This is a genomic window from Amycolatopsis sp. NPDC049253 (assembly GCF_040678995.1).
Lineage (GTDB): Bacteria > Actinomycetota > Actinomycetes > Mycobacteriales > Pseudonocardiaceae > Amycolatopsis.
On record NZ_JBFAQX010000047.1, the window covers coordinates 23,220 to 42,726 of the forward strand.

General features: G+C 69.1%; 18 protein-coding genes and 1 pseudogene. 5 read left to right on the forward strand and 14 right to left on the reverse strand.

Annotated features, from left to right (window positions below):
- Positions 1–53: 53 nt before the first annotated feature.
- Positions 54–641 carry a TetR/AcrR family transcriptional regulator gene (locus AB0K15_RS45765; RefSeq protein ID WP_364067000.1) on the reverse strand — a complete coding sequence of 196 codons (588 nt, stop codon included), beginning with the start codon at positions 639–641 and terminating at the stop codon, positions 54–56.
- Positions 642–763: 122 nt separating this feature from the next.
- On the opposite strand from AB0K15_RS45765, the pseudogene AB0K15_RS45770 reads away from it, so the two are divergent.
- Positions 764–955: pseudogene (locus AB0K15_RS45770) on the forward strand (PhoU domain-containing protein); the annotation flags it as partial.
- Positions 956–1,336: 381 nt separating this feature from the next.
- On the forward strand, positions 1,337–1,549 hold the full coding sequence (locus tag AB0K15_RS45775; RefSeq protein ID WP_364067002.1) for an ANTAR domain-containing protein: 213 nt from the start codon (positions 1,337–1,339) through the stop codon (positions 1,547–1,549).
- Positions 1,550–2,058: 509 nt separating this feature from the next.
- Here AB0K15_RS45775 and AB0K15_RS45780 read toward each other — a convergent pair.
- From AB0K15_RS45780 to AB0K15_RS45825, 10 genes are all read right to left on the reverse strand, one after another.
- On the reverse strand, positions 2,059–2,859 hold the full coding sequence (locus AB0K15_RS45780) for a class II fructose-bisphosphate aldolase (protein ID WP_364067004.1): 801 nt from the start codon (positions 2,857–2,859) through the stop codon (positions 2,059–2,061).
- 135 nt (positions 2,860–2,994) lie between these two features.
- Positions 2,995–4,299, reverse strand: a complete 1,305-nt coding sequence (locus tag AB0K15_RS45785; protein ID WP_364067006.1) for an MFS transporter — start codon at positions 4,297–4,299, stop codon at positions 2,995–2,997.
- A 60-nt stretch (positions 4,300–4,359) separates the two neighbouring features.
- Positions 4,360–5,337, reverse strand: coding sequence for a D-erythronate dehydrogenase (gene denD, locus AB0K15_RS45790; protein ID WP_364067008.1), 978 nt, complete (start codon positions 5,335–5,337; stop codon positions 4,360–4,362).
- Positions 5,334–6,734 (reverse strand): four-carbon acid sugar kinase family protein, encoded by a 1,401-nt coding sequence (locus AB0K15_RS45795; RefSeq protein WP_364067010.1) that lies wholly within the window; start codon positions 6,732–6,734, stop codon positions 5,334–5,336. The genes denD and AB0K15_RS45795 overlap by 4 nt, the downstream gene beginning before the upstream one ends.
- On the reverse strand, positions 6,731–7,906 hold the full coding sequence (locus AB0K15_RS45800; protein ID WP_364067012.1) for a DUF993 family protein: 1,176 nt from the start codon (positions 7,904–7,906) through the stop codon (positions 6,731–6,733). The genes AB0K15_RS45795 and AB0K15_RS45800 overlap by 4 nt, the downstream gene beginning before the upstream one ends.
- 24 nt (positions 7,907–7,930) lie before the next feature.
- Complete coding sequence (locus AB0K15_RS45805; protein ID WP_364067015.1) at positions 7,931–9,187, reverse strand: CoA transferase; 1,257 nt, start codon at positions 9,185–9,187, stop codon at positions 7,931–7,933.
- A gap of 5 nt (positions 9,188–9,192) precedes the next feature.
- On the reverse strand, positions 9,193–10,809 hold the full coding sequence (locus tag AB0K15_RS45810) for a CoA-transferase (protein ID WP_364067017.1): 1,617 nt from the start codon (positions 10,807–10,809) through the stop codon (positions 9,193–9,195).
- Entirely contained in the window at positions 10,806–11,561 is a 756-nt protein-coding gene (locus AB0K15_RS45815) for an SDR family NAD(P)-dependent oxidoreductase (protein WP_364067018.1), read from the reverse strand. The genes AB0K15_RS45810 and AB0K15_RS45815 overlap by 4 nt, the downstream gene beginning before the upstream one ends.
- Positions 11,561–12,067, reverse strand: a complete 507-nt coding sequence (locus tag AB0K15_RS45820; RefSeq protein WP_364067020.1) for a MaoC/PaaZ C-terminal domain-containing protein — start codon at positions 12,065–12,067, stop codon at positions 11,561–11,563. The genes AB0K15_RS45815 and AB0K15_RS45820 overlap by 1 nt, the downstream gene beginning before the upstream one ends.
- Positions 12,064–12,879, reverse strand: a complete 816-nt coding sequence (locus tag AB0K15_RS45825; RefSeq protein ID WP_364067023.1) for a sugar phosphate isomerase/epimerase family protein — start codon at positions 12,877–12,879, stop codon at positions 12,064–12,066. The genes AB0K15_RS45820 and AB0K15_RS45825 overlap by 4 nt, the downstream gene beginning before the upstream one ends.
- A 172-nt stretch (positions 12,880–13,051) precedes the next feature.
- Here AB0K15_RS45825 and AB0K15_RS45830 point away from each other — a divergent pair, with 172 nt between their 5' ends.
- Complete coding sequence (locus AB0K15_RS45830) at positions 13,052–13,858, forward strand: IclR family transcriptional regulator (RefSeq protein WP_364067025.1); 807 nt, start codon at positions 13,052–13,054, stop codon at positions 13,856–13,858.
- A gap of 61 nt (positions 13,859–13,919) precedes the next feature.
- Here AB0K15_RS45830 and AB0K15_RS45835 read toward each other — a convergent pair whose 3' ends face one another.
- The 3 genes from AB0K15_RS45835 to AB0K15_RS45845 form a co-directional block, all read right to left on the reverse strand.
- Positions 13,920–14,765 (reverse strand): ABC transporter ATP-binding protein, encoded by an 846-nt coding sequence (locus tag AB0K15_RS45835; RefSeq protein ID WP_364067029.1) that lies wholly within the window; start codon positions 14,763–14,765, stop codon positions 13,920–13,922.
- Between the two features lie 52 nt (positions 14,766–14,817).
- The gene (locus AB0K15_RS45840; protein WP_364067033.1) at positions 14,818–15,810 is read right to left on the reverse strand and encodes an ABC transporter substrate-binding protein; all 993 of its coding nucleotides are present in this window, start codon (positions 15,808–15,810) and stop codon (positions 14,818–14,820) included.
- Positions 15,811–15,907: 97 nt separating this feature from the next.
- Positions 15,908–16,771 carry an ABC transporter permease gene (locus AB0K15_RS45845; protein WP_364067038.1) on the reverse strand — a complete coding sequence of 288 codons (864 nt, stop codon included), beginning with the start codon at positions 16,769–16,771 and terminating at the stop codon, positions 15,908–15,910.
- Positions 16,772–17,000: 229 nt separating this feature from the next.
- Here AB0K15_RS45845 and AB0K15_RS45850 point away from each other — a divergent pair, with 229 nt between their 5' ends.
- Positions 17,001–17,810, forward strand: a complete 810-nt coding sequence (locus tag AB0K15_RS45850) for an IclR family transcriptional regulator (RefSeq protein ID WP_364067044.1) — start codon at positions 17,001–17,003, stop codon at positions 17,808–17,810.
- Positions 17,811–18,048: 238 nt separating this feature from the next.
- A protein-coding gene (locus AB0K15_RS45855) for an IS3 family transposase (RefSeq protein ID WP_364067049.1) occupies positions 18,049–19,202 on the forward strand; the annotation gives its coding sequence in 2 pieces (ribosomal slippage) (positions 18,049–18,343 and positions 18,343–19,202; 1,155 coding nt in all).
- Positions 19,203–19,507 lie beyond the last annotated feature (305 nt).

Consider the following 19,507-nt stretch of genomic DNA (forward strand, 5'->3'; position numbering starts at 1 on the left):
CGGTCAGCTGATGCTGCTCACAGCGTGCCGACGCGCCGAGGCGCACGGATCTGTCAGATGACTGAGGTCGGCTGCGCGACGGCGAGATGACTGCCGATGAGGTGCCCGGCCGCGGCCTTCGCCCCGTCGACGACGGTCCGGTCCTGCAGCAGCCGCCCGGAAGCGAGAGCGCCGTCGATGAGCAGGCCGATCTGCTGTGCCAGCCCGCGCGCGTCCGACGCCCCCGCTTGCTCGGACAACTCGGCGAGCCACTCCTGCCGTCGCTCGGTGTGCTGGATGGTGATCGCCCGCGCCTCGGAATCCAAAGTGGTCTCGACGGCAGCGCTGATGAACGGGCAGCCGAAGAACCCATGCCGGTCGAACGCGTCGACCAGCGCATCGAAAACCCCGACCAGCTGGTCGGCCGCTGCCGGCCCTGCGGCCTCCGCCGCGGCACGCAACCGTGCGCGCCACGACTCGTCCGTCCGGCGCAGATATTCCGCAACGAGGTCTTCCTTCGTGCGGAAGTGCACATACAAAGTGGACTTCGCGACCCCGGACCGCTCGATGACTTGTTCGACGCCGACCCCCCGCAACCCGTGCAGGTAGAACAACTCGGCGGCAGCGGCCAGGATCCGGTCCACCGACTTCGTCTTGCGCACCCGTGTCACCACGGCACAGCCCCTCACCGGAACCTTCGCTTAATCGAACAGAACTGTTCGTATGATAGCAGGACTGACGGCGCCGGAGCCCGGACCGACAGCGACGCTGGGAAGTCGACCAGACCATCGACACCATGCACGCCCACGTCCTCACACTGATCACCAGCGACCAGTGGCCTCACGGCATCCAGACCGCGATCAACCTCGCCCAGCTCGCCCGATTCTACGAACGCTTCGGCGACCAGGCCGTCGCCATCGCCAACCGACTGGGCTTCGCCGCCACCGGCGAACTTCCCTTCCCCACCCACACCTAACTCGGCACCACGCAGGACCGCGGTTCTGAGCCTCACTCCTTGATCAAGGACGTAGTGTCTTAGCCCGGGTAAGCACCGCATTTGACCGCGACCAGTACGCCGTCGGTGACGGTCCCTGCCTGCAGGCTGCGCGGACCGGGGCCAAGGTGCGGGTGTCGATCGCCGACGCCGCCGGGCGTTGGCCGATGTTCGCGAAAACTCCGCCAGGGCGGGATCCGGCAGCTTCCTGTCCGCACCACTGATGGGTCGGCGAGGACCACGCCGGCGCGGTCAACTGCTACACCGCCCGCGACCCCGGATTCACCGAGCTCGACGAGAACCTGCTCGACCTCTACACCACCGCCGCCACCGCCGCGCTGCGCGCCCACACCCGCTGCCAGCATGCACCACACCGCCGAGCACCTGTGCGACGCGCTGGCCCGCCGCGCGATGATCGACCAGGCAGAAGGCATCCTCATGGCCCTGCGCCGGATCTCCGCGGACGAGGCGTTCACCGTGCTTGTCGAGCAGTCCCAACGGGAGAACGCCAAAGCACGCGACCTTGCCGTCCGGTTCATCACCTACGCCACCGGGGCGCCACCACCCATGCCATGACCTCAGCCCGTAATCGGTGCTCGGTCCCGGTGCGCAGGAGATGGATGAGCGGCCCTGGGTCCGGGGGCCGCAGTGGCTGCAGTCCGGGGTGATCGCCGCTGGCCCACCGAGCACATGGCTGAACCGGGCGAGTTGACCACCACCGTACGGCGCCGGCCACGCCCGCTCAGTCCGCTCTCGGACAAAAGTCGCTGCTGCAGGTGGCATAGTGCACGTCCTGGCTGCGCGTTGTTGCTGTGCAGCACGGTGACGGCTGCGCCAGAATCGGGACCATGCCGGACTTCCACCCGAACCCCGGAGGCGACGCAGCCGCACCCGGAGTACAGCGAGCGTCAGCCAGCGCCCCGAGGGACCGGCGCTGGTACTGAGCGCGCGCGGCGAGTTCGACGTGCTCACCACGCCCCAGCTGCGGCTCGCGATCCGCGAGGCCCTCGTCGAGCGCCTTTCCGCACGATCGACCACGGCTCTGCCATGATGCCAAGCCAGCGCGGGCCAACTGGTCTGCTGCGTCAGCTACGGCCGCTCAAGGTCAGGAGAACGTCGCGGGAGACGGCGACGGCCTTGGCCATGACCGTGCGCGTCAAGGAGAGCATGTCTTCGCCGTCGGCCCGCACCGAGCCGATGTGGTCCTCGACCGCGGCCAGCATCGCCGTGCGCAGTTCGGTGTTGACGTTGACCTTGCCAACGCCGGCAGCGCCGCACGCCCGCAGGTCCTCGGCCGGCAGGCCCGAAGCACCGTGCAGCACGAGCGGGACAGCCCTGGAACTTTCCCGGATCCGTGCCAGCAGGGGCCAGTCGATCGCCGGCACGCCGTGGTAGTGGCCATGCACGTTGCCAACCCCGCACGCGAGCAGTTGAGCTCCCGACGCATCAAGGAACGACGGCACGAGGCCGGGGTCGGTCTTGCCGGCGACGTCGGCGGCGTGGACCGTGGCGTGGTCTTCGGCGCCGGGAATGCCGCCGAGTTCGGCTTCCACCACGACATCCCGCTCCGCAGCGAACGTGCGGATGCTCCGAACGAAGGCGGCGTTCTCGTCCGGCGGCAGATGGGAGCCGTCCGCGAGCACGGCGTCGGCGCCGGCATCGATCGCGGTGCGGATCAGCGCGCTGTCTTTCGCGTGGTCGAGCTGCACGCACACCGGGACGACCGAGTCGTCGGCGATGGCTCGCAACGTTCGGATGAGCCGTGGTCCTGTGTCCGCGCCGGCAGACGAGGGCGCGACGAGCAGGACTACCGGCAAGCCCAGACTCTCTGCGGCACTCACGACCGCCAGCGCGGTGTCGGCGCCGTAACAGGTGAACGCGGGCACGGCGGCGTGGTCGCCGAGCCGTCGGACGACGAGGTCGTCGAGTGCCGCTCGCATCGGCAGAAAACTCCTTGCGTGGTGACGGGTGGCCGCGACCGCTTCCGCAGCGTCGCGGCCACCCGTGGTTCGGCGGCGCCGTCAGGCGGCGACGGTGGGTTGCGCCAGGTGGCGCCGTTTCCGCATCGCCGCCACCGCGAGCAGTCCGATGACCGACGTGGTGAGCACGAAGTAGTACGGCGAGCGCAGGTCATCGGTCGCGCTGACCAGCCAGGTGCCGATGTAGGGCGCCGTGCCGCCGGCGATGACCACGGAGATGTTCGTGGCCAGGGCGGTACCGGTGTAGCGGACCTCGTCGGGGAACAGCTGCGGTGTCACGGTGTAGGAGGCGACCTGGAGGAACGCCATGTTGACCATGATGAGCACGTAGCCGAGCGCGGCGAGCCACAGGTTGCCGACGTCCATCAGCAAGAAGCCGGGATAGGTGATCACGGCGTAGCCCACGAGCCCGATCGCGGCGACCTTGAGCGGGCCGATGCGGTCGGCGAGCCGCCCCGTGAACGGCATGAGCCCGACCGCCACGAGCGTCACCGCCGCGGTGATCCAGTAGACCGGCGATTTCGCGTAGTGGAGGTTCGTGACCAGGTAGATGGAGATGAAGGTGGAGCCGATGTAGGCCGCGCCCTGCACCCCGACGCCGAGTGCGGTCGCTTTGATCAGGGCACCGGGGTAGTTCCGCAGCGCCGACGCCAGGGGGAAGCCGTGCTTGGCCGTCGCGACGTTGCGGTCGATGTCGGGCAGCATGCGCCGCGCGAGGTAGCACACGACGGTCAGCGGCAGGCCGATGAGGAACGGGATCCGCCAGCCCCAAGAGCTGAGCTGTTCGGTCGCGAGCACTCCGGACACGATGCCGACGGCGGCCGAGGCGATCGCGAAGCCGGCGTTGGTGCCCATCGGGGTGAACGCGCCGTAGCGGGCCTTCTTCCCGGGTGGCGCGGCCTCCGCGATCACGGTCGCGGCCCCGCCGACCTCACCGCCGGCGAAGAAGCCCTGGGCCAGCCGGACGACCAGCAGGAGAACCGGCGCGAGCACACCGACCGTGGCGTACGTCGGCAGCACGCCGATGGCGGTATTGGCGAGCCCGATGCCGACGACGGTCACGAGCAGCGCCCGCTTGCGCCCGAAGCGGTCCCCGACCCAGCCGAACACGATCCCGCCGATCGGGCGGATCACGTAGGACAGGGCGAACACGGCCAGGACCGCCAGCAGGGACGCCACGGGGTCTTTGCCGGGGAAGAACAGGGGCGCGATGATCGCCGAGACGTAGCCGTAGAGGGCGTAGTCGTAGTACTCGATGAGCGTGCCGATTCCGCCGGCCAAGCCGACGCGACGAACGTCTTTCGCGGTGTGGACCGACACTTCTGGCTCCAGGTCACGGATGGTCATACCCGGCCTCCGCCGGAACGGGACGGTGGCTTCGTTGCCGTTGTCATCTGCTGTGCTTCCTTACTTCAGGCCGTCGACGTAGGCGCGGACGATGTCGTCAAAGGACAGTTCCGGTTCCAGGCCGAGCTTTTCGGCCCGGGGCGTGTGGAACCGGGCGGGCCAGCTGCGCACGATGGCGCCGACAGCCGGGTCTTCGGTCCAGTCGATGAGCCCGCTCTGTCCGGCACCCGCGACGCGGTCGAGTGCCGCGGCCATGTCCTTCGGAGTGGTGGTGAGCGCGGGCAGGTTCATCGCGGTGGCGCTTCCCCAAGTCGCGTCGTCGACTTCGGCCGCCCGCAGCAGGCCCTCCAGCGTCTTGCGCGGGGAGGACAAGGCGATCGGAGTATCGGGCGGCACCGGACAAGCGGCGCGCTCTCCGTCCAGCGGCTCGCGGATGATGCCGGACAGGAAGCTCGACGCCGCCGCGTTGGGCTTTCCCGGTCGCACCGACACGGTCATCAGCCGCACCGACCGGCCGCGCACGAATCCCTTGCGGGTGTAGTCGGCCACGAGCTGCTCGCCGATGAACTTCTGGATGCCGTAGCTGGACTGTGGCCGCGGCAGGGTGTCGTCGTCGACGTCACCGATCGGGCCGATCGCCGGGTCGCTGCCGAACACCGCCAGCGAGCTGGAGAACACCACCACCGGCGGCACGGCCAGCGCCCGTGCGTACTCCAGCAGCATGCGGGCGCCGTCGAGATTGGTCCGCATGCCGAGATCGAAGTCGGCCTCGGCCGCGCCGCTGACCACACCGGCCAGGTGGAAGATCGCGTCCACCGGACCGAGCTCGTCGAGCGCTGCCGCGAGGTCGCCGACGACCGGGCGTACCCGCGTGTCGGCGATGAGGTCGGCAGGCGGGGCGACCAAGTCGACGAGGACGAGCTCACCGATCTCCTCGGGCGCCGCGCCGCCGAAGCCGATCGGGGCTTCGAGCAGGCGACGGGCGAGCAGGGCCCCGAGGAATCCGGCGCCGCCGGTGATGACGATGCGCGTGCTCATGCTCTCTCCAGTCGGTCGATGACGTCGGCCAGGGACGTTTCGCCGCCGACGTTCCCCGCGAAAACGATGTAGGGCAGCCCCTGCGCGGGACCCGCCGCCGGCTCCCACAGCGAGACGATCCCGGGCAGCAGGGAACCCCGGATCCACGCCCGGTCGATCCCGAGAGATTCGGTGGCCACGTCGGACGAGGTGATACCCCCCTTCGCGACCACATAGGACGGACGCCGCGCCGCGACGGTCTCCCCCGCGACCCGCGTCAGCGCGGCACTGACCCGCCGCGCGATCTCCAGGCTGTGCGCTTCGTCCCGGCCCGTGACGAGAGTTCGCGAGGTTCGCAGGACGACCAGTGAGTCCGCCAGCGCTGTCGTGGCCGCGGTGACCGCGTCGCGCAGGTGCTGCCGCGCGAGCCGGTCGTCGAGGATCGTCGGCACGTCGAGCTCGACGGTGGTGAACCGGCGCCGTGCGGCGAGGTACTCGAGCTGCCTGCTCGTGAGTCCCACGTGGGACCCCACGACGACGAGGCCGTGCGCGTCGCCCTCGACCAGTCGCGCAAGGGTCTCGTCGTCGATCGGCGGTTGCGCGTCCTGGCCCACCCTCGCTCGCACGAACGACGGGCCGACGCGGTAGAGGAACGTTTTCCCGTCCTGTTCCGCCGCGAGGATCGCGAGCACACTCGCGCGGAGGTCGTCGTCCTCGTCGGCGTCGAGCACCACCACCCGGCCGTCTCGGGCGTCGTTCAGGCAGGTACGCACCGTTTCGTCCGTGCCGGTGCGAATCATGTTCAGCGTCAGCTCGGCGACCTCGCCGCGCGGGATGCGGCCCGCGCTCTTCTCCTCGACCCACTCGGCGAGCTTCGACGAGCGGTAGCCGAAAGTCGCATCGCGGGCGAACTCGCTCTCGGCCACCGGCACGAGACCGTCGGCGCCGCGCAGCCAGTGCGTGCCCTCGATCGTGACGCGCCCGGCGTCCACATAGGCCGGTGCCAGCAGCACCCCGTCGACCGCCGCGCCGTGGCGCGACACCACGTCGCCCAGGACGTCGGTCTCCAGCGGGAAATGACCGCGCAGGGTCGAATCGCTGCGGCTGGCGAACACGAGCTGGACGCCCTCCCGTTCGGCCGCGGCGAGGCAGGCTTCGGCGACTTCGCGATCACGGGCGGCGGCATCCTCGGGCGAGAGACTCCGCGTGTTGGTGAGCACGTAGAACCCCGCTGTGCCCTGCCGCAGGGCCCAGCGGATGTCCTCGACCGTCCAGCGGGTCAGCACGGGCAGTTCGCGCACGGTCTGCGTGCCGGTGGGGTCGTCGTCGAGCACCGCGACCTGGCGCGCACCGGCGAGCGCGCGGCGGACCTGCTCGACCGGGACGGCGCGGACCGGCGGCGGCGTCGGCGAGGTCACTCGATCCCCTCGGTGGCCAGCAGCAGGCGCATGCGGTGGGCGGCCAGCTCGGGGTCGGGGAAGAGACCGAGTTCGTCGGTGAGCACGAACAGGTCGGTCAGGTGCTGCAACGACCGCATGCCTTCACGCCCGCTGACCATGCGGAAATGGTCCTGGTGGCCCGAGAGCCAGGCGACGAAGACGGTACCGACCTTGTACCGGTCGGCCGGGGCCTCGAACATCTTGACGGCGAGCGGGATCGAGCGGTTCATCGTGTCGGTGAAACCGGCTTCGTCGCCGGCGTCGAGTGCGGCGAATCCGGCCGACGCGATGGGCGCGATCGGGTCGAGGACGCCGAGCAAACCGTGGCTGTGGTGTTTCCCGTCGCCGAGCAGCAGGTCGGTGTATCCGTAGTCGTCGCCGGTGAACACCTTCACGCCGGCGGGCAGGCGGCGGCGGAACTCCTGCTCCAGCTCGTGGTCGAGCAGGCTGAACTTGATGCCTTCGAGCTTCTCCACGTTGTCCCGGGCCAGCTGCACGACCACGTCCATGGCGGCGAGCACGTCGGTGTGGCCCCAGTACCCGGCCAGGCTCGGGTCGAACCCGGTGCCGAGCCAGTGCACGATGGCGGGCTTGTCGGTCTTCGACAGCACGTCGCGGTACACCGACAGGTAGTCGTCCGAGGTCTTCGCGACGGATACCAGGGCGTGGCTCGCGCGCAGAACCGCGGCGCTCCCCTGGGCCTGCACGAACTCGAGCTGTTCGGTGTAGGCGTCGACGATCTCGGCGAGTTCGGGCCGGGCCGAGGTGAGCTGGTCGGTACCGGCCCCGGCGACCACGGCGGCCCCGGCTTCCCGGGCGGCCGCGACTCCGAGACGGATGAGCTCCTGGGCCTGAGGCCAATCCAGGCCGCCAGGCCCGCGCTCGGAGGTGTCCATGGCCTCGGCGATGCCGACACCGTAGGAGAACAGGTGCTGCCGGAACGCGATGGTCGCTTCCCAGTCGACCGGCGGCCGGTGCCCCGGCTGGTAGTCGGCTCGCGCATCGGCGACCACGTGGGCGGCCGCGAGCACGGTGCGCGAAGCGAACGGCGCCGGGTGGCGTGGATAGTCGACTGCTTCGTGCATCACGTGCCGGGTGGTGCCGCCGTCCAGGGTGGGCAGGACGAGCGACGTCGAATTCAGGGTGGTCACTGCGGGGGATCTCCTTGCTGGGGGTCAGGACCAGGCGGCTGCGCCGCCGGCGCGTTCGCGGTCGGCTTCGGAGCCGATCACGCCCGTGGCCTTCAGGTGCGCGATCTGTTCGAGGGTGAGGCCGGCCGCGGTGAGAACGTCGTCGTTGTGCTGGCCGATCTTCGGCGGGACGTGGCGCAGCCGCGCCGGGGTCTCCGAGAGCGAGACGGGCATGCCGACCCACTTGACCGGACCCACTCCGTCCACATCGGATTCGATGACGAGACCGTTGTGGCGCACCTGCGGATCCTCGAACACGGCATCGTACTCGTGCACCGGTGCGACGAGCACGTCCTCGGCTTCGAAGCGGGCCATGATCTCCGCTCGCGGGAATTTCCGGATCGCCTCGGCGAGCAGCCGGTGCGTCTCCTCGGTGTGCTCGCGCAGGCCCTCGATGGTCTGGAACCGCGGGTCGTCCACGTGTTCCTGCGCGAGCCCGCACGCGCGAGCCGAGCGCCGCCACTGCTCGTCGACGTAGAACTCGCCGATGAGCGTGAACCACAGGCCGTCGGCGGCTTCGTAGTAGCCGTACAGCGCGGTGTTGTGGGCGTGGGCGATGCCGGCCGACGGCCGGTCGAACCGCTGCCCGGTGTTGAGGTAGGTCGTGCCTTCCTGCAGATGGCTGGTGATCGCCGCGTTGAGGAGGTTCGAGTCCACGACCTGGCCGTGGCCGGTCTTCTCCCGCGCCGCGAGCGCGATCATCATGCCCTGCGCGAACTGCATGGACGCCAGGTAGTCGATCATGAACGTGCCCACCGGCACCGGACCGGTCGCTTGGCTGCCGGTCAGCGCCATCAGGCCGCTGATCGCCTGGGCGGCCAGGTCCTGGCCGCGGCGGTGCACGTACGGCCCGGACAGCCCGTACCCCGAGGCATAGGCGACGATGATCCGCGGGTTGATCTTCGAGAGCTCGTCCCAGCCGAAGCCGAGCCGGTCCATCACGCCTGGCCGGAAGTTGCTCGCGACGATATCGGCGTCCTTCGCGAGGCGGTGGACGAGAGCTTTGCCCTCCGGAGACTTCACGTCGACGCTGATGCTCTTCTTGTTGCGGTTGGTCGCCGACCAGTGCGGGCTGAACCCGTTCGCCAGGAACGGCGGCTGGAACCGGCCGATCTCGCCGGCGTCGATCCGCTCGACCTTGATCACCTCGGCCCCGAAGTCGGCCAGCACCTGGGTGGCCGACGGACCCTGTTCGAGCTGGGTGAAATCGAGGATGCGGACACCTTCGAACGCATCGGTCATGAGAACTACGGCCTTTCTGTGGTCTTGTCACGGCGCGGGTGCGGTTTCAGTCCCGCCGGCTCGGGCCGGAAAAGGCGGGAATCCATCAAGCGCGGTTCCGACCGCATCAACGGCACGAAGCCCATCTGGTCGAGCACGTCCCGGTGCAGGTCGACGCCGGGGGCGAGTTCGACGAGCTCCACCCCCTCGGCTGCCAGCCGGAACACCGCGCGTTCGGTCACGTACAGCACGTGCTGTCCTTGCGCATGCGCGCGTTCGGCGCTGAAGCAGATGTGGGAAACCTCGTCGACGAACTTCGGGTAGCGGCCGTCCTTCGCGATGACGAGGCGCCCGTCGGCAACGCCGACGTCGAGCCCTCCCCCGCGCAGGGTGCCGCAGAAGACGACCGTGCGGGCCTTCTGGCTGATGTCGATGAATCCGCCCGGGCCGATCGGTTTGCCACCGGCCGCGGCGACGTTGACGTTGCCGTGCCGGTCGATCTCGGCGTAGGCGAGCCCGGCGAAGTCGAGCGCACCGCCGTCGTAGAGGTCGAACTGGCTCGGCATGTCCACGATCGCCGACGGGTTGATCGCGGTGCCGGAGTCGAGCCCGACTCCGGGCAGGCCGCCGAAGACGCCCTGCTCCACAGTGAGGGTGAAGCGGTCGAGGAACCCTTCTTCCAACGCGACGTAGCTGATGCCGTTGGCCATGCCGACGCCCAGGTTGGCGAGGTCGCCCTCGTGCAGCTCGACCGCCGCCCGGCGTGCGACGACCTTGCGCTCGTCGAACGGCAGCGGCTCGACTTCGGTCGGCCGGTTGGGCAGTGTGCCCGTGCGGCGCGGGTCTGCGACCGTGATCGGCGTTTGGTTCGGGTAGCCGGTGAGCACGACGTGGTCGACCAGCGGTCCGGGGATCCGGACCCGGTTCGCGGGGATCTCGCCCCGGTCGACGAGCCGCTTGACCTCGACGAGCACCAGTCCTCCACTGGCGTGGGTGGCCTGCGCGATGGCGAGGTTGTCGCCGAACGCGGCTTCGTCGTCCATGCCGATGTTGCCGTCGACGTCGGCTTCGGTGGCGCGCAGCAGCGCGATGTCGAGGCCGAATCGCGGGTAGAACAGCCACTCCTGCCCGGCGAGGGTCACCAGCTCGCTGAGCCCGGTGGTGGTGCGTTCGTTCATCCGCCCCCACTGCCGACGCGGGTCGACGAAGGTGCCCAGGCCGATGTCGGTGAGCAGGCCGGGCCGACCAGCGGCGATCTCTCGGTACAGCAAGGAGATCGTGCCCGCGGGCAGGCCGACGGCCTCGACCTCGTTGCGCGCGATCACCCCCTGTTCCCGTGGTGAGAGCACGAAGTGCGAGCCGACGAACCGGCGGACCAGGCCGGGGATCGCGACGTGGTCGACACCCCGTCCTTCGTGGTCGCCCAGTCCCATCACGTGCACGACGGTGAGACCGGATGGTGAACCACCGTCCTCCCAGCGCTGTTCGAGCGCCGCGAGGAGCGTTTCGGGGACCTGCAGGAGGGATCCGGTGCCCCCGACCGCCACGGTCGCGCCGCTGGGCACGAGCGCGACGGCCTCCTCGGGCGAAAGGTGCAGGTCGGTGCGGTCCCGGCCGGACGGCGCCGCATCGAGGGGGATCACGCCATCACGTCCCCGCCACACACGTTCACGCACTCGCCGGTGATGTACGACGCATCGTCGGACGCGAGGAACGCCACCGCGGCCGCCACTTCGCCGGGCCGGCCGATGCGGCCCAGCGGGTTGGTCGAGAGCCGGCGTTGCAGCGCGTCCGCCGCGTCCTGTCCGGTGATGCGCCCGACTTGTTCGCTGCCGAAGTCGGACAGGGCGGTGTCGATCCGGCCCGGCGCCACGGCGTTGACCCGGATCCCCCGCGGTGCGAGCTCGGCCGCGAACGACTTCGTCAGGCTGAGCACGGCGGCCTTGGACGCGGCGTAGTTCGCCGACAGCGCGTTGGGCAGCAGCGCCTGGATCGAGGCGACGGTGACCGCCGAGCCGCCCTCGCGCAGGCATCGCGCGGCCAGTTGCAGGGTCAGCAGCGTGCCGCGCGCGTTGACGTCGAGCACCCGGTCCCAGTCGGCGATGGTCAGTTCGCTCGCGGGGGCGAAGGTCTGGATCCCCGCGTTCGCGACCACCACGTCGAGCCGCTCGTCGAGCGAAGTGAACGAGGCGGGGTCGCCGACGTCGAGAATCCGCGCCTCGGCGGTGAACCCCTTGTCCCGCAGAGCTTCCGCCGCCGACTGCGCGTGGGCGGGGTCGACGTCGGCCACCACGACCTCGGCGTCTTCCGCTGCGAGTCGCTCGACGATCGCGTGGCCGATGCCCCGGCCCCCGCCGGTGACCAGAGCGCGCTTGCCGGTGAACCGCCCCGCCATCAGTTGCCGGCGCCTTCACTCGCAGCGACGCCATCCAGCGGCACCTTGGACAGCAGTTCGACCTTCTGCCCCTGCTGGCAGACTCGCCCGTCCTGGTCGACCACCTCGACGTCGAAGGTCACGATCGCCTGGTCCGGCTTGGACTTCGAATCGCGCATGGCGGCGACCGAGTAGTTCACGAAGATCGTGTCGCCGATGAAGATCGGCCCGACGAACCGCCACTCCTTGATGCCCAGAAACGCGATCGCGGTGTTCCGCAACAGCTCTGTACGCGGCCACATCAGCCCGTGGGCGTAGGCCAGCCCGAGCATCCCGTGGGCGATCCGCCGGCCGAACTGGCTGGCCTTGGCGTAGACGTCACTCGTGTGCACCTCGGAGTAGTCCCCGGTGAGCCCGGCGAAGCCGACGACGTCGGCATCCGTGATCGTGCGGCCGGGGCTGCGGAACGAAAGACCGACGGACAGGTCCTCATACAGCAGTCCTTGCCGGGGGATCTCCCTGCTCATGCGTTGCTTCCTTCCTCTGCCCCGACTCCGGTGTCGTCGAGAGCGGTCTTGAGCGAACGGGCGGCTTCGAGCGGCGACAGCGACCGGAACCGGTCTCCGAGCACCTCGATCTCGAGCGCGCCCGCATAGCCGGCTTCCCGGGTAAGCCGGACGAACTCGCGGAGCGGGACGACGCCTTCACCCGGAAGACCCCGGGGCGGCAGCCGTCCGGGCCCCGGCACGACCGAGTCGGCGATCTGCACGGCGGCGATCCGGCGCCCGGCCCGGTCGAGCCCGGCGGCGAGACGGTGATCCCACCACAGGTGGTAGCTGTCGACGGCGATCCCGAGGAACGGCGAGTCGAACCGTTCGACGATCTCGTTCGCCTGCGCCAATGTGACAAGCCACGACCGGTCGGCGGCGAGCACCGGGTGGAAGGGCTCCAGCGCCACGACGACGCCGGCCTGTTCCGCGGCCGGCAGCGCGAGTTCGAGCGCGGCCTCGAGGTCTTCTTCGGCCGCCCGCGGATCCCCGGGGCGCGGCGGCCCGGCGATGACCACGAGCACACCGGCGCCCAGCTCGGCCGCTTCATCGAGCGCGCGCACGGTCTCGTCGTGCTCGGCGTGGCCGAGGAAACCGCCGCGGCACACCGTGTCCACCCGGATCCCCGCGTGTTCAGCCGCCTTGGTCGTCGCGCTGGCGCCGCGATACCCCGGCGCCTGGCGCCACACCGCCACCGCGTCGAACCCGGCTCCGGCCGCCGCCGTCATGAACACACCGGTGTCCAGGTGCGGGAAGCTGCCCTGGCTCAGCACGGTCTCGACGGCGGGCACTCCGACTCCTTTGTCTCTCACGGCGGCGGGCATCCCGCCAAAAGTGGAACGGACTTCAATAGTGGAACATCGTTCTGAAAAATTGTCAATCCGCTGGTGACCACACTGAGCGCCGTCCTGGCAGCGCTCGGCTACGCTTGCCGGACGTCGGTTCGGCGGAGAGCAGGGAGCAATGGCAGCAGGGGTATTGTCGCGTGGCCTGGGTGTTCTGCAGAGCCTCGTCGGTCACGCGGAGGGCGTCCCGCTGGCGCGCATCGCCGAGGACCTGGACCTGCCGAAAAGCGCCGCGCACCGCATCCTGACGTCCCTCATCGAGGAAGGGTTCGTACGGCAGCAGATGCCGTCGGGCGACTACGCGCTCACATTGAAGATCGTGAGCCTCGGCCTGCGCCACCTCGCGAGCAGCACCATCTTCGAACTCGCCGTACCTGTGCTCGCCCGGCTGGCCGCGGAGTCCGGCCAGCTCGTCCGCCTCGGCCTGGTGGACGGTGAACAGCTGCTGTGGGTGGCCAAGTCGCAGGGCGCCCGTGCCGGTCTGCGCTACGACCCCGACCACGGCTCCGAGATCCCGTTCGCGTCGTCGGCCAGCGGCGTCGCCTGGTTGTCGCGGCTCACCGACGACGAAGCCCTCCGCCTGGTCGCCCGCCAGGACTACGACGAGCGCTATCCCGCGGGACACAACGCACCCACCAGCCTGGCCGAGGTGCAGTCCCGCATCCGCGAAGCCCGCGAACGTGGCTGGGCCCACGTCCACGACAGCGTCGAAGAAGGCATCTCCGCCATGGCGGCCCCTCTGGTCGACCCCGACAGCGGTGCGCCGCTGGGCGTCGTGAGCATCGCCGGCCCGAGTCTCCAGCTGCCGGACAAGCGGATGGCGGAACTCGTGCCGCGCCTGCTGGAGACGGCGGCGGAACTGTCGGGGTTGGCGGGCAGCCTGGCGCAGGAGATCCGGACCCGCGAACTCGGCGTGTCGAGCTGACCCGAGCGGGTGCCCCGGCGCCCCCACGGGCGACGAGCACCGGGACACCGTCGGCAGCCCGTCAGGCGCCCCCGCCGGTGGCGGGCACGTCGATCCCGTGCAGGACACCCATCCGCTGGAACTGCGTGTAGATGCGGTCGACGTAGGCGAAGAAGTCGGGCGACTCGCCCAGCACGATCGGCCGGGGCCGGGGCAGCTCCACCACGATCTCGTCGACGATCTCTCCCGGGCTCGGGCTCATCACGAAGATCCGATCGGACAGTCCCACCGCCTCCTCCACCGAGTGCGTGATGAACACGACCGTCGGACGGCGCTCCAGCCAGAGTGCTTCCAGGTCGGTGCGCACCTGCAGCCGGGTGAGGGCGTCGAGCGCGCCGAACGGCTCGTCCATCAGGATCACCGATGGGTCGTGCACCAGCGTCCGGATGAGCGACACGCGTTGGCGCATGCCACCCGACAGCTGGCGCGGGTATCGCGACTTCGACTGACCCAGGCGCAGCTGCTCGAAAAGTTCGTCCGAACGGGCCTTGAGCCGGGCCTTGTCCAGCCCGCGGATCTCCCCCTGCAGCAGCACGTTCTTCTCCGCCGTGCGGAAATCGAGCAGCAGGTGGTCCTGGAACGCGATGCCGACGTCGGTGATCGGACCCTCGACGGTCGCACCACCCACGGTGATGGTGCCGGTCGAGCGCTCCAGCAGGCCGGCGACCATGAGCATCAGCGTGCTCTTGCCGCAGCCGGAAGGGCCGACGACCGAAACGAACTCGCCGGGTGCGATGTCCATCGACACGCTCCGCACCGCCTCGAACGGTTTGTCGGTGTCTTCGCCGAAGACTTTGCTGACCCCGTCGACGACGATCGGGGTGCTCGCCGCCCGGGTAGCGGGGCCGGCGGACTGCGCGGCGGTCATGGTCGGGGCCTCCCGGATGCGGGTTCTGCGTGCGGTTTCATCAGACCATTCCTCATTTCACGGGGCACGGCTGCAAATCCGCCGGCAGGTAGTCGTAGCTGTAGTACTTCGTCGGGTCGACGCCCTTGGGCAGCAGGCCGACCTGGGAGAGCAGGTCCTGCGTCTTGACCCACTGGGCGGGTTCGGCCTTGCCGAGGAACTTCGCACCGCCCGCGCACAGCAGGTTGCTGCCGATGATGGCCTTCAGCTCGGCGCCGGAGGCCTTGTCCGCCTTGGCACCCCACAGCTTCGTCACGTCCGCGGTCGCCTTGTCCGGGTTCGTGGCGGCGAAGTGCCAGCCCTGCAACGACGCCTTGACGAACGCCTTCACCTCGGTCGCGTGCGACGCGGCCCAGTCCTTGTCGGCGAAGATCGACGTGCTGACCGTCGGCACACCGTTGGTCGCGAACGGCGCGACGAACAGCTTTCCGGCGTTCTGCTGTTCGAGCTGTACCTGGTAAGCGTCGGTCGACCCGAGGATGGCGTCGACGCGGTGCTGCAGAAGCGACTGGACCAGCGACGTCGGCGCGAGGTTGACCAGGTTGACGTCCTTGGCCGACAGGCCGTTGGCGGCCAGGAACAGCGGCAGCATCGTCGCCTGCGACGACGGCACCGGCGTCCCCACCCTCTTGCCCCTCAGGTCCCGCACCGACGTGATGCCGCTGCCCGGGAGGGCGAGGACGGCGTTCGGATTGGACTGGTAGACCGTGGCCAGCACCGACAGCGGTGCCTGCTTGGCGATCAGCTGCGCGGTCGCAGTGGAGTCGGCGTACCCGATCGAGGCCTGGCCGGAGGCGACCATCTGCGCGGTGAGCGACGAACCGGTACCGGGCACGATCGTCACGTCGAGGCCGGCGGCCTTGTAGTAGCCCTCCTCGACCGCGGCGGCGAACCCGGCGTTCGACCCGCCCGGTGGGAAGTTGAGCTGGAAGCTGATCTTCGTCCCGCCCGAACCGTCCGAAGAGGACCCGGACCCGTCAGACGAACAGGCGACGGCGAGGCTCATGGAACCGACTGTGGCGACGACGGCCACGGCCCTTCTGAACACGGTGTGCATGGGAAGACCTTTCGTTGCGGGGAGGGGAGTTTTCGCGAACGACGGCTCAGGTGAGCTTCGCGCGTTGCCAGGGGGTCAGCAGGAACTCGATGAGTTCGACGAGGTAGTTCAGGATCACGCCCAGCAGTGTCAGCAGCACCAGGACCGCGAAGACCGTGGTGGAGTCGAGCGTGTTGGTGGCCTGCAGCAGCACGTACCCGAGTCCGCTGTTGGCCCCCACGAACTCGGCGACGATGGCGGCGGTCGCGGCCAGTGTCGCCGAGGTCTTGAGGCCGGAGAAGATCACCGGGAGCGCGGCTGGGAACCGCAGGTAGCGGAAGGTCTGCCAGCCGCTCGCGCCCATCGACTTCGTCAGGTACAACAGGCGGGTGTCCAGAATGGAGAATCCGCTGATGCTGGATACCAACAGGGGAAAGAAGGTCATCAGCACCGTGAGCAGGAGCTTGGAGCTGAAGCCGAGCCCGAGCCACACCACGAACAGCGGCGCGACGGCGACCTTCGGCACGAGCTGCACGAGCATCACCGGCGGGTAGATGATCTGCCGGGCCGCGAGCGAGCGGGCGACCAGCAGTCCCAGCGGGATCGCGATGACGATGGAGATGCCGAAACCGAGGAGGATCTCGGCGATCGTGGTCTGCGCGTTGTCCCACAACACGGACCAGCCGGTCACGATCTGCTCGAACACCGCCCACGGGCTTGGCAGCAGGTAGTTGGGGATGTCCAGCACGGCGACGACCAGCGCCCACAGCGCGATGATGCCTCCGAACGTGGCGATCGGGACGACGCTCCAGATCCGGCGGCGGACTCGCTTGCGGCGTGCGGCCTTGGTGCGCTCGCCGTTGCCCCCGGCCACCGGCCGAGTGTCACCCGGCGGCGACGCGTCCCTTGCTGCCGACAACGACGAAGACATTCAAACTCCTTTGTTTGACTGCGAAACCGGCCCAGCTCGACCCGCTGCCGACACGGCCGTCCTGAGGAGACCGCGGCCGAGCGCCGAAAGTGCACCATAAGATGGAACGGCCTTCAAGAGTGGAACACCGTTCTGTTATGATGTCAATCGACTGACGATGAGACCGGGGGCGCGCCGACGGCGCCCGGGGGCGGCGGCCGGACCTCGGTGCGGCAGAGAGCGGGGAGCCATGCCAGCAGGGGCGTTGTCACGTGGCCTGGCCGTACTGCAGTGCCTGGTCGGGTCGCCGGAAGGCCTGCCGCTCACCCGCATCGCCGAGGCGGTGGACCTGCCCAAGAGCGCCGCGCATCGGATCTTGGTAACCCTCGTCGACGAGGGGTTCGCCCGGCAGCACGAGCCGTCGGGCAATTACGCGCTCACGTTGCGAGTCGTCAGCCTGGGCCTCCAGCACCTGGCCAGCAGCACGATCTTCGAGCTAGCCGTGCCCGTGCTGGCGAGGCTGGCCACCGAATCGGGACAGCTGGTCCGGCTCGGTCTCGTCGACGGCGAGCAGTTGCTGTGGGTCGCGAAATCCCAAGGCTCCCGCGCCGGCCTGCGCTACGACCCCGACCACGGCTCGGAGGTGCCGTTCGCGTCCACCGCCAGCGGCGTCGCATGGCTCTCGGGCCTCAGCGACAATGACGCCCTGCGCCTCGTCGCCCGCCAGGACTTCGACGAACGCTACCCGGCGGGCCACAACGCGCCCACGACCTTGGCCGAGGTGCAGTCCCGCATCCGGGAAGCCCGCGAGCGCGGCTGGGCGCGCGTCCACGACAGCGTCGAAGAAGGCATCTCCGCTATGGCCACCCCCCTGATCGACCCGGACACACGGGCACCGCTCGGGGTCGTGAGCATCGCCGGCCCGAGCCTGCAGCTGACCGACGAACGCATGGAATCGCTCGCGCCACGGCTCGCCGAAACGGCCGCCGAACTGTCAGGACTGGCGGGCAGCTTGACGCAAGAACTGCGCTCCCGCAACGGGTTCGGCGTGGCGGGCTGACCCGCACTCGCATTTGCTGCCGACAACGTTCTCACCCGCGTCGACTGTATGAGGCCATGACGTTGGTGGTGCCGGTGTGGAGTCGGGATGCTGGTGGCTGGTCTCCGGCGGCGGTGTGGTCGATACCGATGACGTCATGGTCCACCGGGTTTCCTCTCGCTGAAACGGAAAGAAGCGAGGAGGGCAGTGATGCGCCCCGGGTTCTGTGCGGGCTCTGATTCCAGGGAGGATGCAGAGCATGCCGGCACCGAAGAAGTACAGCGATGAGCTGCGTGAGCGGGCGACGCGGATGGCGTTGGATGCGATCGCGGCCGAGGGGCAGCGGATGGCGGCGATCCGCCGGGTCGCGGGTCAGTTGGACGTGCACCCGGAGGCGTTGCGGACGTGGGTCAAGCGGGCCGAGATCGACGCCGGCACGTCGCCCGGCCGCACCAGCGACGACGCTGCGCGGATCGCGGAACTGGAACGCGAGGTGCGTGAATTGCGGCGGGCGAACGAGATCTTGAAAACGGCCTCGGCGTTTTTCGCCGCCGCGGAGCTCGACCGCAAGACCAAAATTGGGCAGCGAAGAAACGCGCCCCGTCGACACGACTCCTGCGCGACGCGGAGCTGCTCACCGAGATTGAACGCGTGTTCCGCGAGAACTACGGCGTCTACGGGGCACGGAAAGTCTATGCCCAACTCAACCGTGAGGGGATCCGCGTGGCTCGCTGCACGGTCGAGAGGCTGATGCGCCAGAAGGGCCTGCAGGGGCTACGGCGTGGCAGGCGGCCCAGGACCACTATCGCTGCGGCCTCACCTTCGCCGGCAGACCTGGTCGACCGCCGCTTCACGGCCGATCAGCCGAACCACCTCTGGGTAGCGGATATCACCTATATCCGGACGTTTTCGGGATGGGTGTATGCCGCGTTCGTCATCGATGTGTTCTCAAGAATGGTGGTGGGCTGGCAGGTGTCGACCTCGTTGCACACGAATCTCGCCCTCGACGCCCTGGAGATGGGGATCTGGGCCAGGAAACGAGCCGGACAAGACGTGTCCGGACTTGTACATCATTCCGACCGTGGAGTTCAGTATCGAGCCATTCGTTATACCGAGCGCTTGGCCGTAGCAGACATGGTTTCCTCGGTTGGTTCGCGTGGAGATTCCTACGACAATGCGATGGCCGAGGCATTCAATTCCCTGTTCAAGGGCGAGTTGATTCATAACCCGATCGTTCGCGGCCGTGGCTGGCAGCCGGTCCGGGATGTCGAGATCGCCGTGGCCGAATACGTCGACTGGTACAACCATCGCCGCGTACACGGCGAGCTCGGCCAGCACGCCCCCGCTACGGTCGAAGCCACCTATCACAGGTCACGCTACGATCAACCCTTCGAGCCCGCCCGGGCTGGGTGACAGACAACGAGACCTGCACCAGGCCCGGGGCGCATCACACTTCAGCCCAAGCGGAGCCAGGCCCGACGGCGCGTGCCGGGCGATGCCAATAGAGAGTCAGGTTGAGACCGCAGGCGCCGCCAGCTCGACCCATCGGAGGGGCAAGATCATGCGCACGGGTTAGCCCTCCGTCGCCGACTCTATGCTCTTGCTCGTCGCGCTGACAGACTTCTAGTGCCGCACCTCAGAAGGTTGGCGAGGTAATGGCCTCCGGATCGGCTGGCTGATCAGGCCTGGCAGGCTGCCTGGTGGAGGTGGTGTCCATG

Coding starts and splice junctions, on each gene's coding strand:
- AB0K15_RS45775 (WP_364067002.1), top strand. CDS start 1,337: ATGCACCACACCGCCGAGCACCTGTGCGACGCGCTGGCCCGCCGCGCG.
- AB0K15_RS45785 (WP_364067006.1), bottom strand. CDS start 4,299: ATGACCATCCGTGACCTGGAGCCAGAAGTGTCGGTCCACACCGCGAAA.
- denD (WP_364067008.1), bottom strand. CDS start 5,337: ATGAGCACGCGCATCGTCATCACCGGCGGCGCCGGATTCCTCGGGGCC.
- AB0K15_RS45805 (WP_364067015.1), bottom strand. CDS start 9,187: ATGACCGATGCGTTCGAAGGTGTCCGCATCCTCGATTTCACCCAGCTC.
- AB0K15_RS45815 (WP_364067018.1), bottom strand. CDS start 11,561: ATGGCGGGGCGGTTCACCGGCAAGCGCGCTCTGGTCACCGGCGGGGGC.
- AB0K15_RS45820 (WP_364067020.1), bottom strand. CDS start 12,067: ATGAGCAGGGAGATCCCCCGGCAAGGACTGCTGTATGAGGACCTGTCC.
- AB0K15_RS45830 (WP_364067025.1), top strand. CDS start 13,052: ATGGCAGCAGGGGTATTGTCGCGTGGCCTGGGTGTTCTGCAGAGCCTC.
- AB0K15_RS45835 (WP_364067029.1), bottom strand. CDS start 14,765: ATGACCGCCGCGCAGTCCGCCGGCCCCGCTACCCGGGCGGCGAGCACC.
- AB0K15_RS45840 (WP_364067033.1), bottom strand. CDS start 15,810: ATGAGCCTCGCCGTCGCCTGTTCGTCTGACGGGTCCGGGTCCTCTTCG.
- AB0K15_RS45845 (WP_364067038.1), bottom strand. CDS start 16,771: ATGTCTTCGTCGTTGTCGGCAGCAAGGGACGCGTCGCCGCCGGGTGAC.
- AB0K15_RS45850 (WP_364067044.1), top strand. CDS start 17,001: ATGCCAGCAGGGGCGTTGTCACGTGGCCTGGCCGTACTGCAGTGCCTG.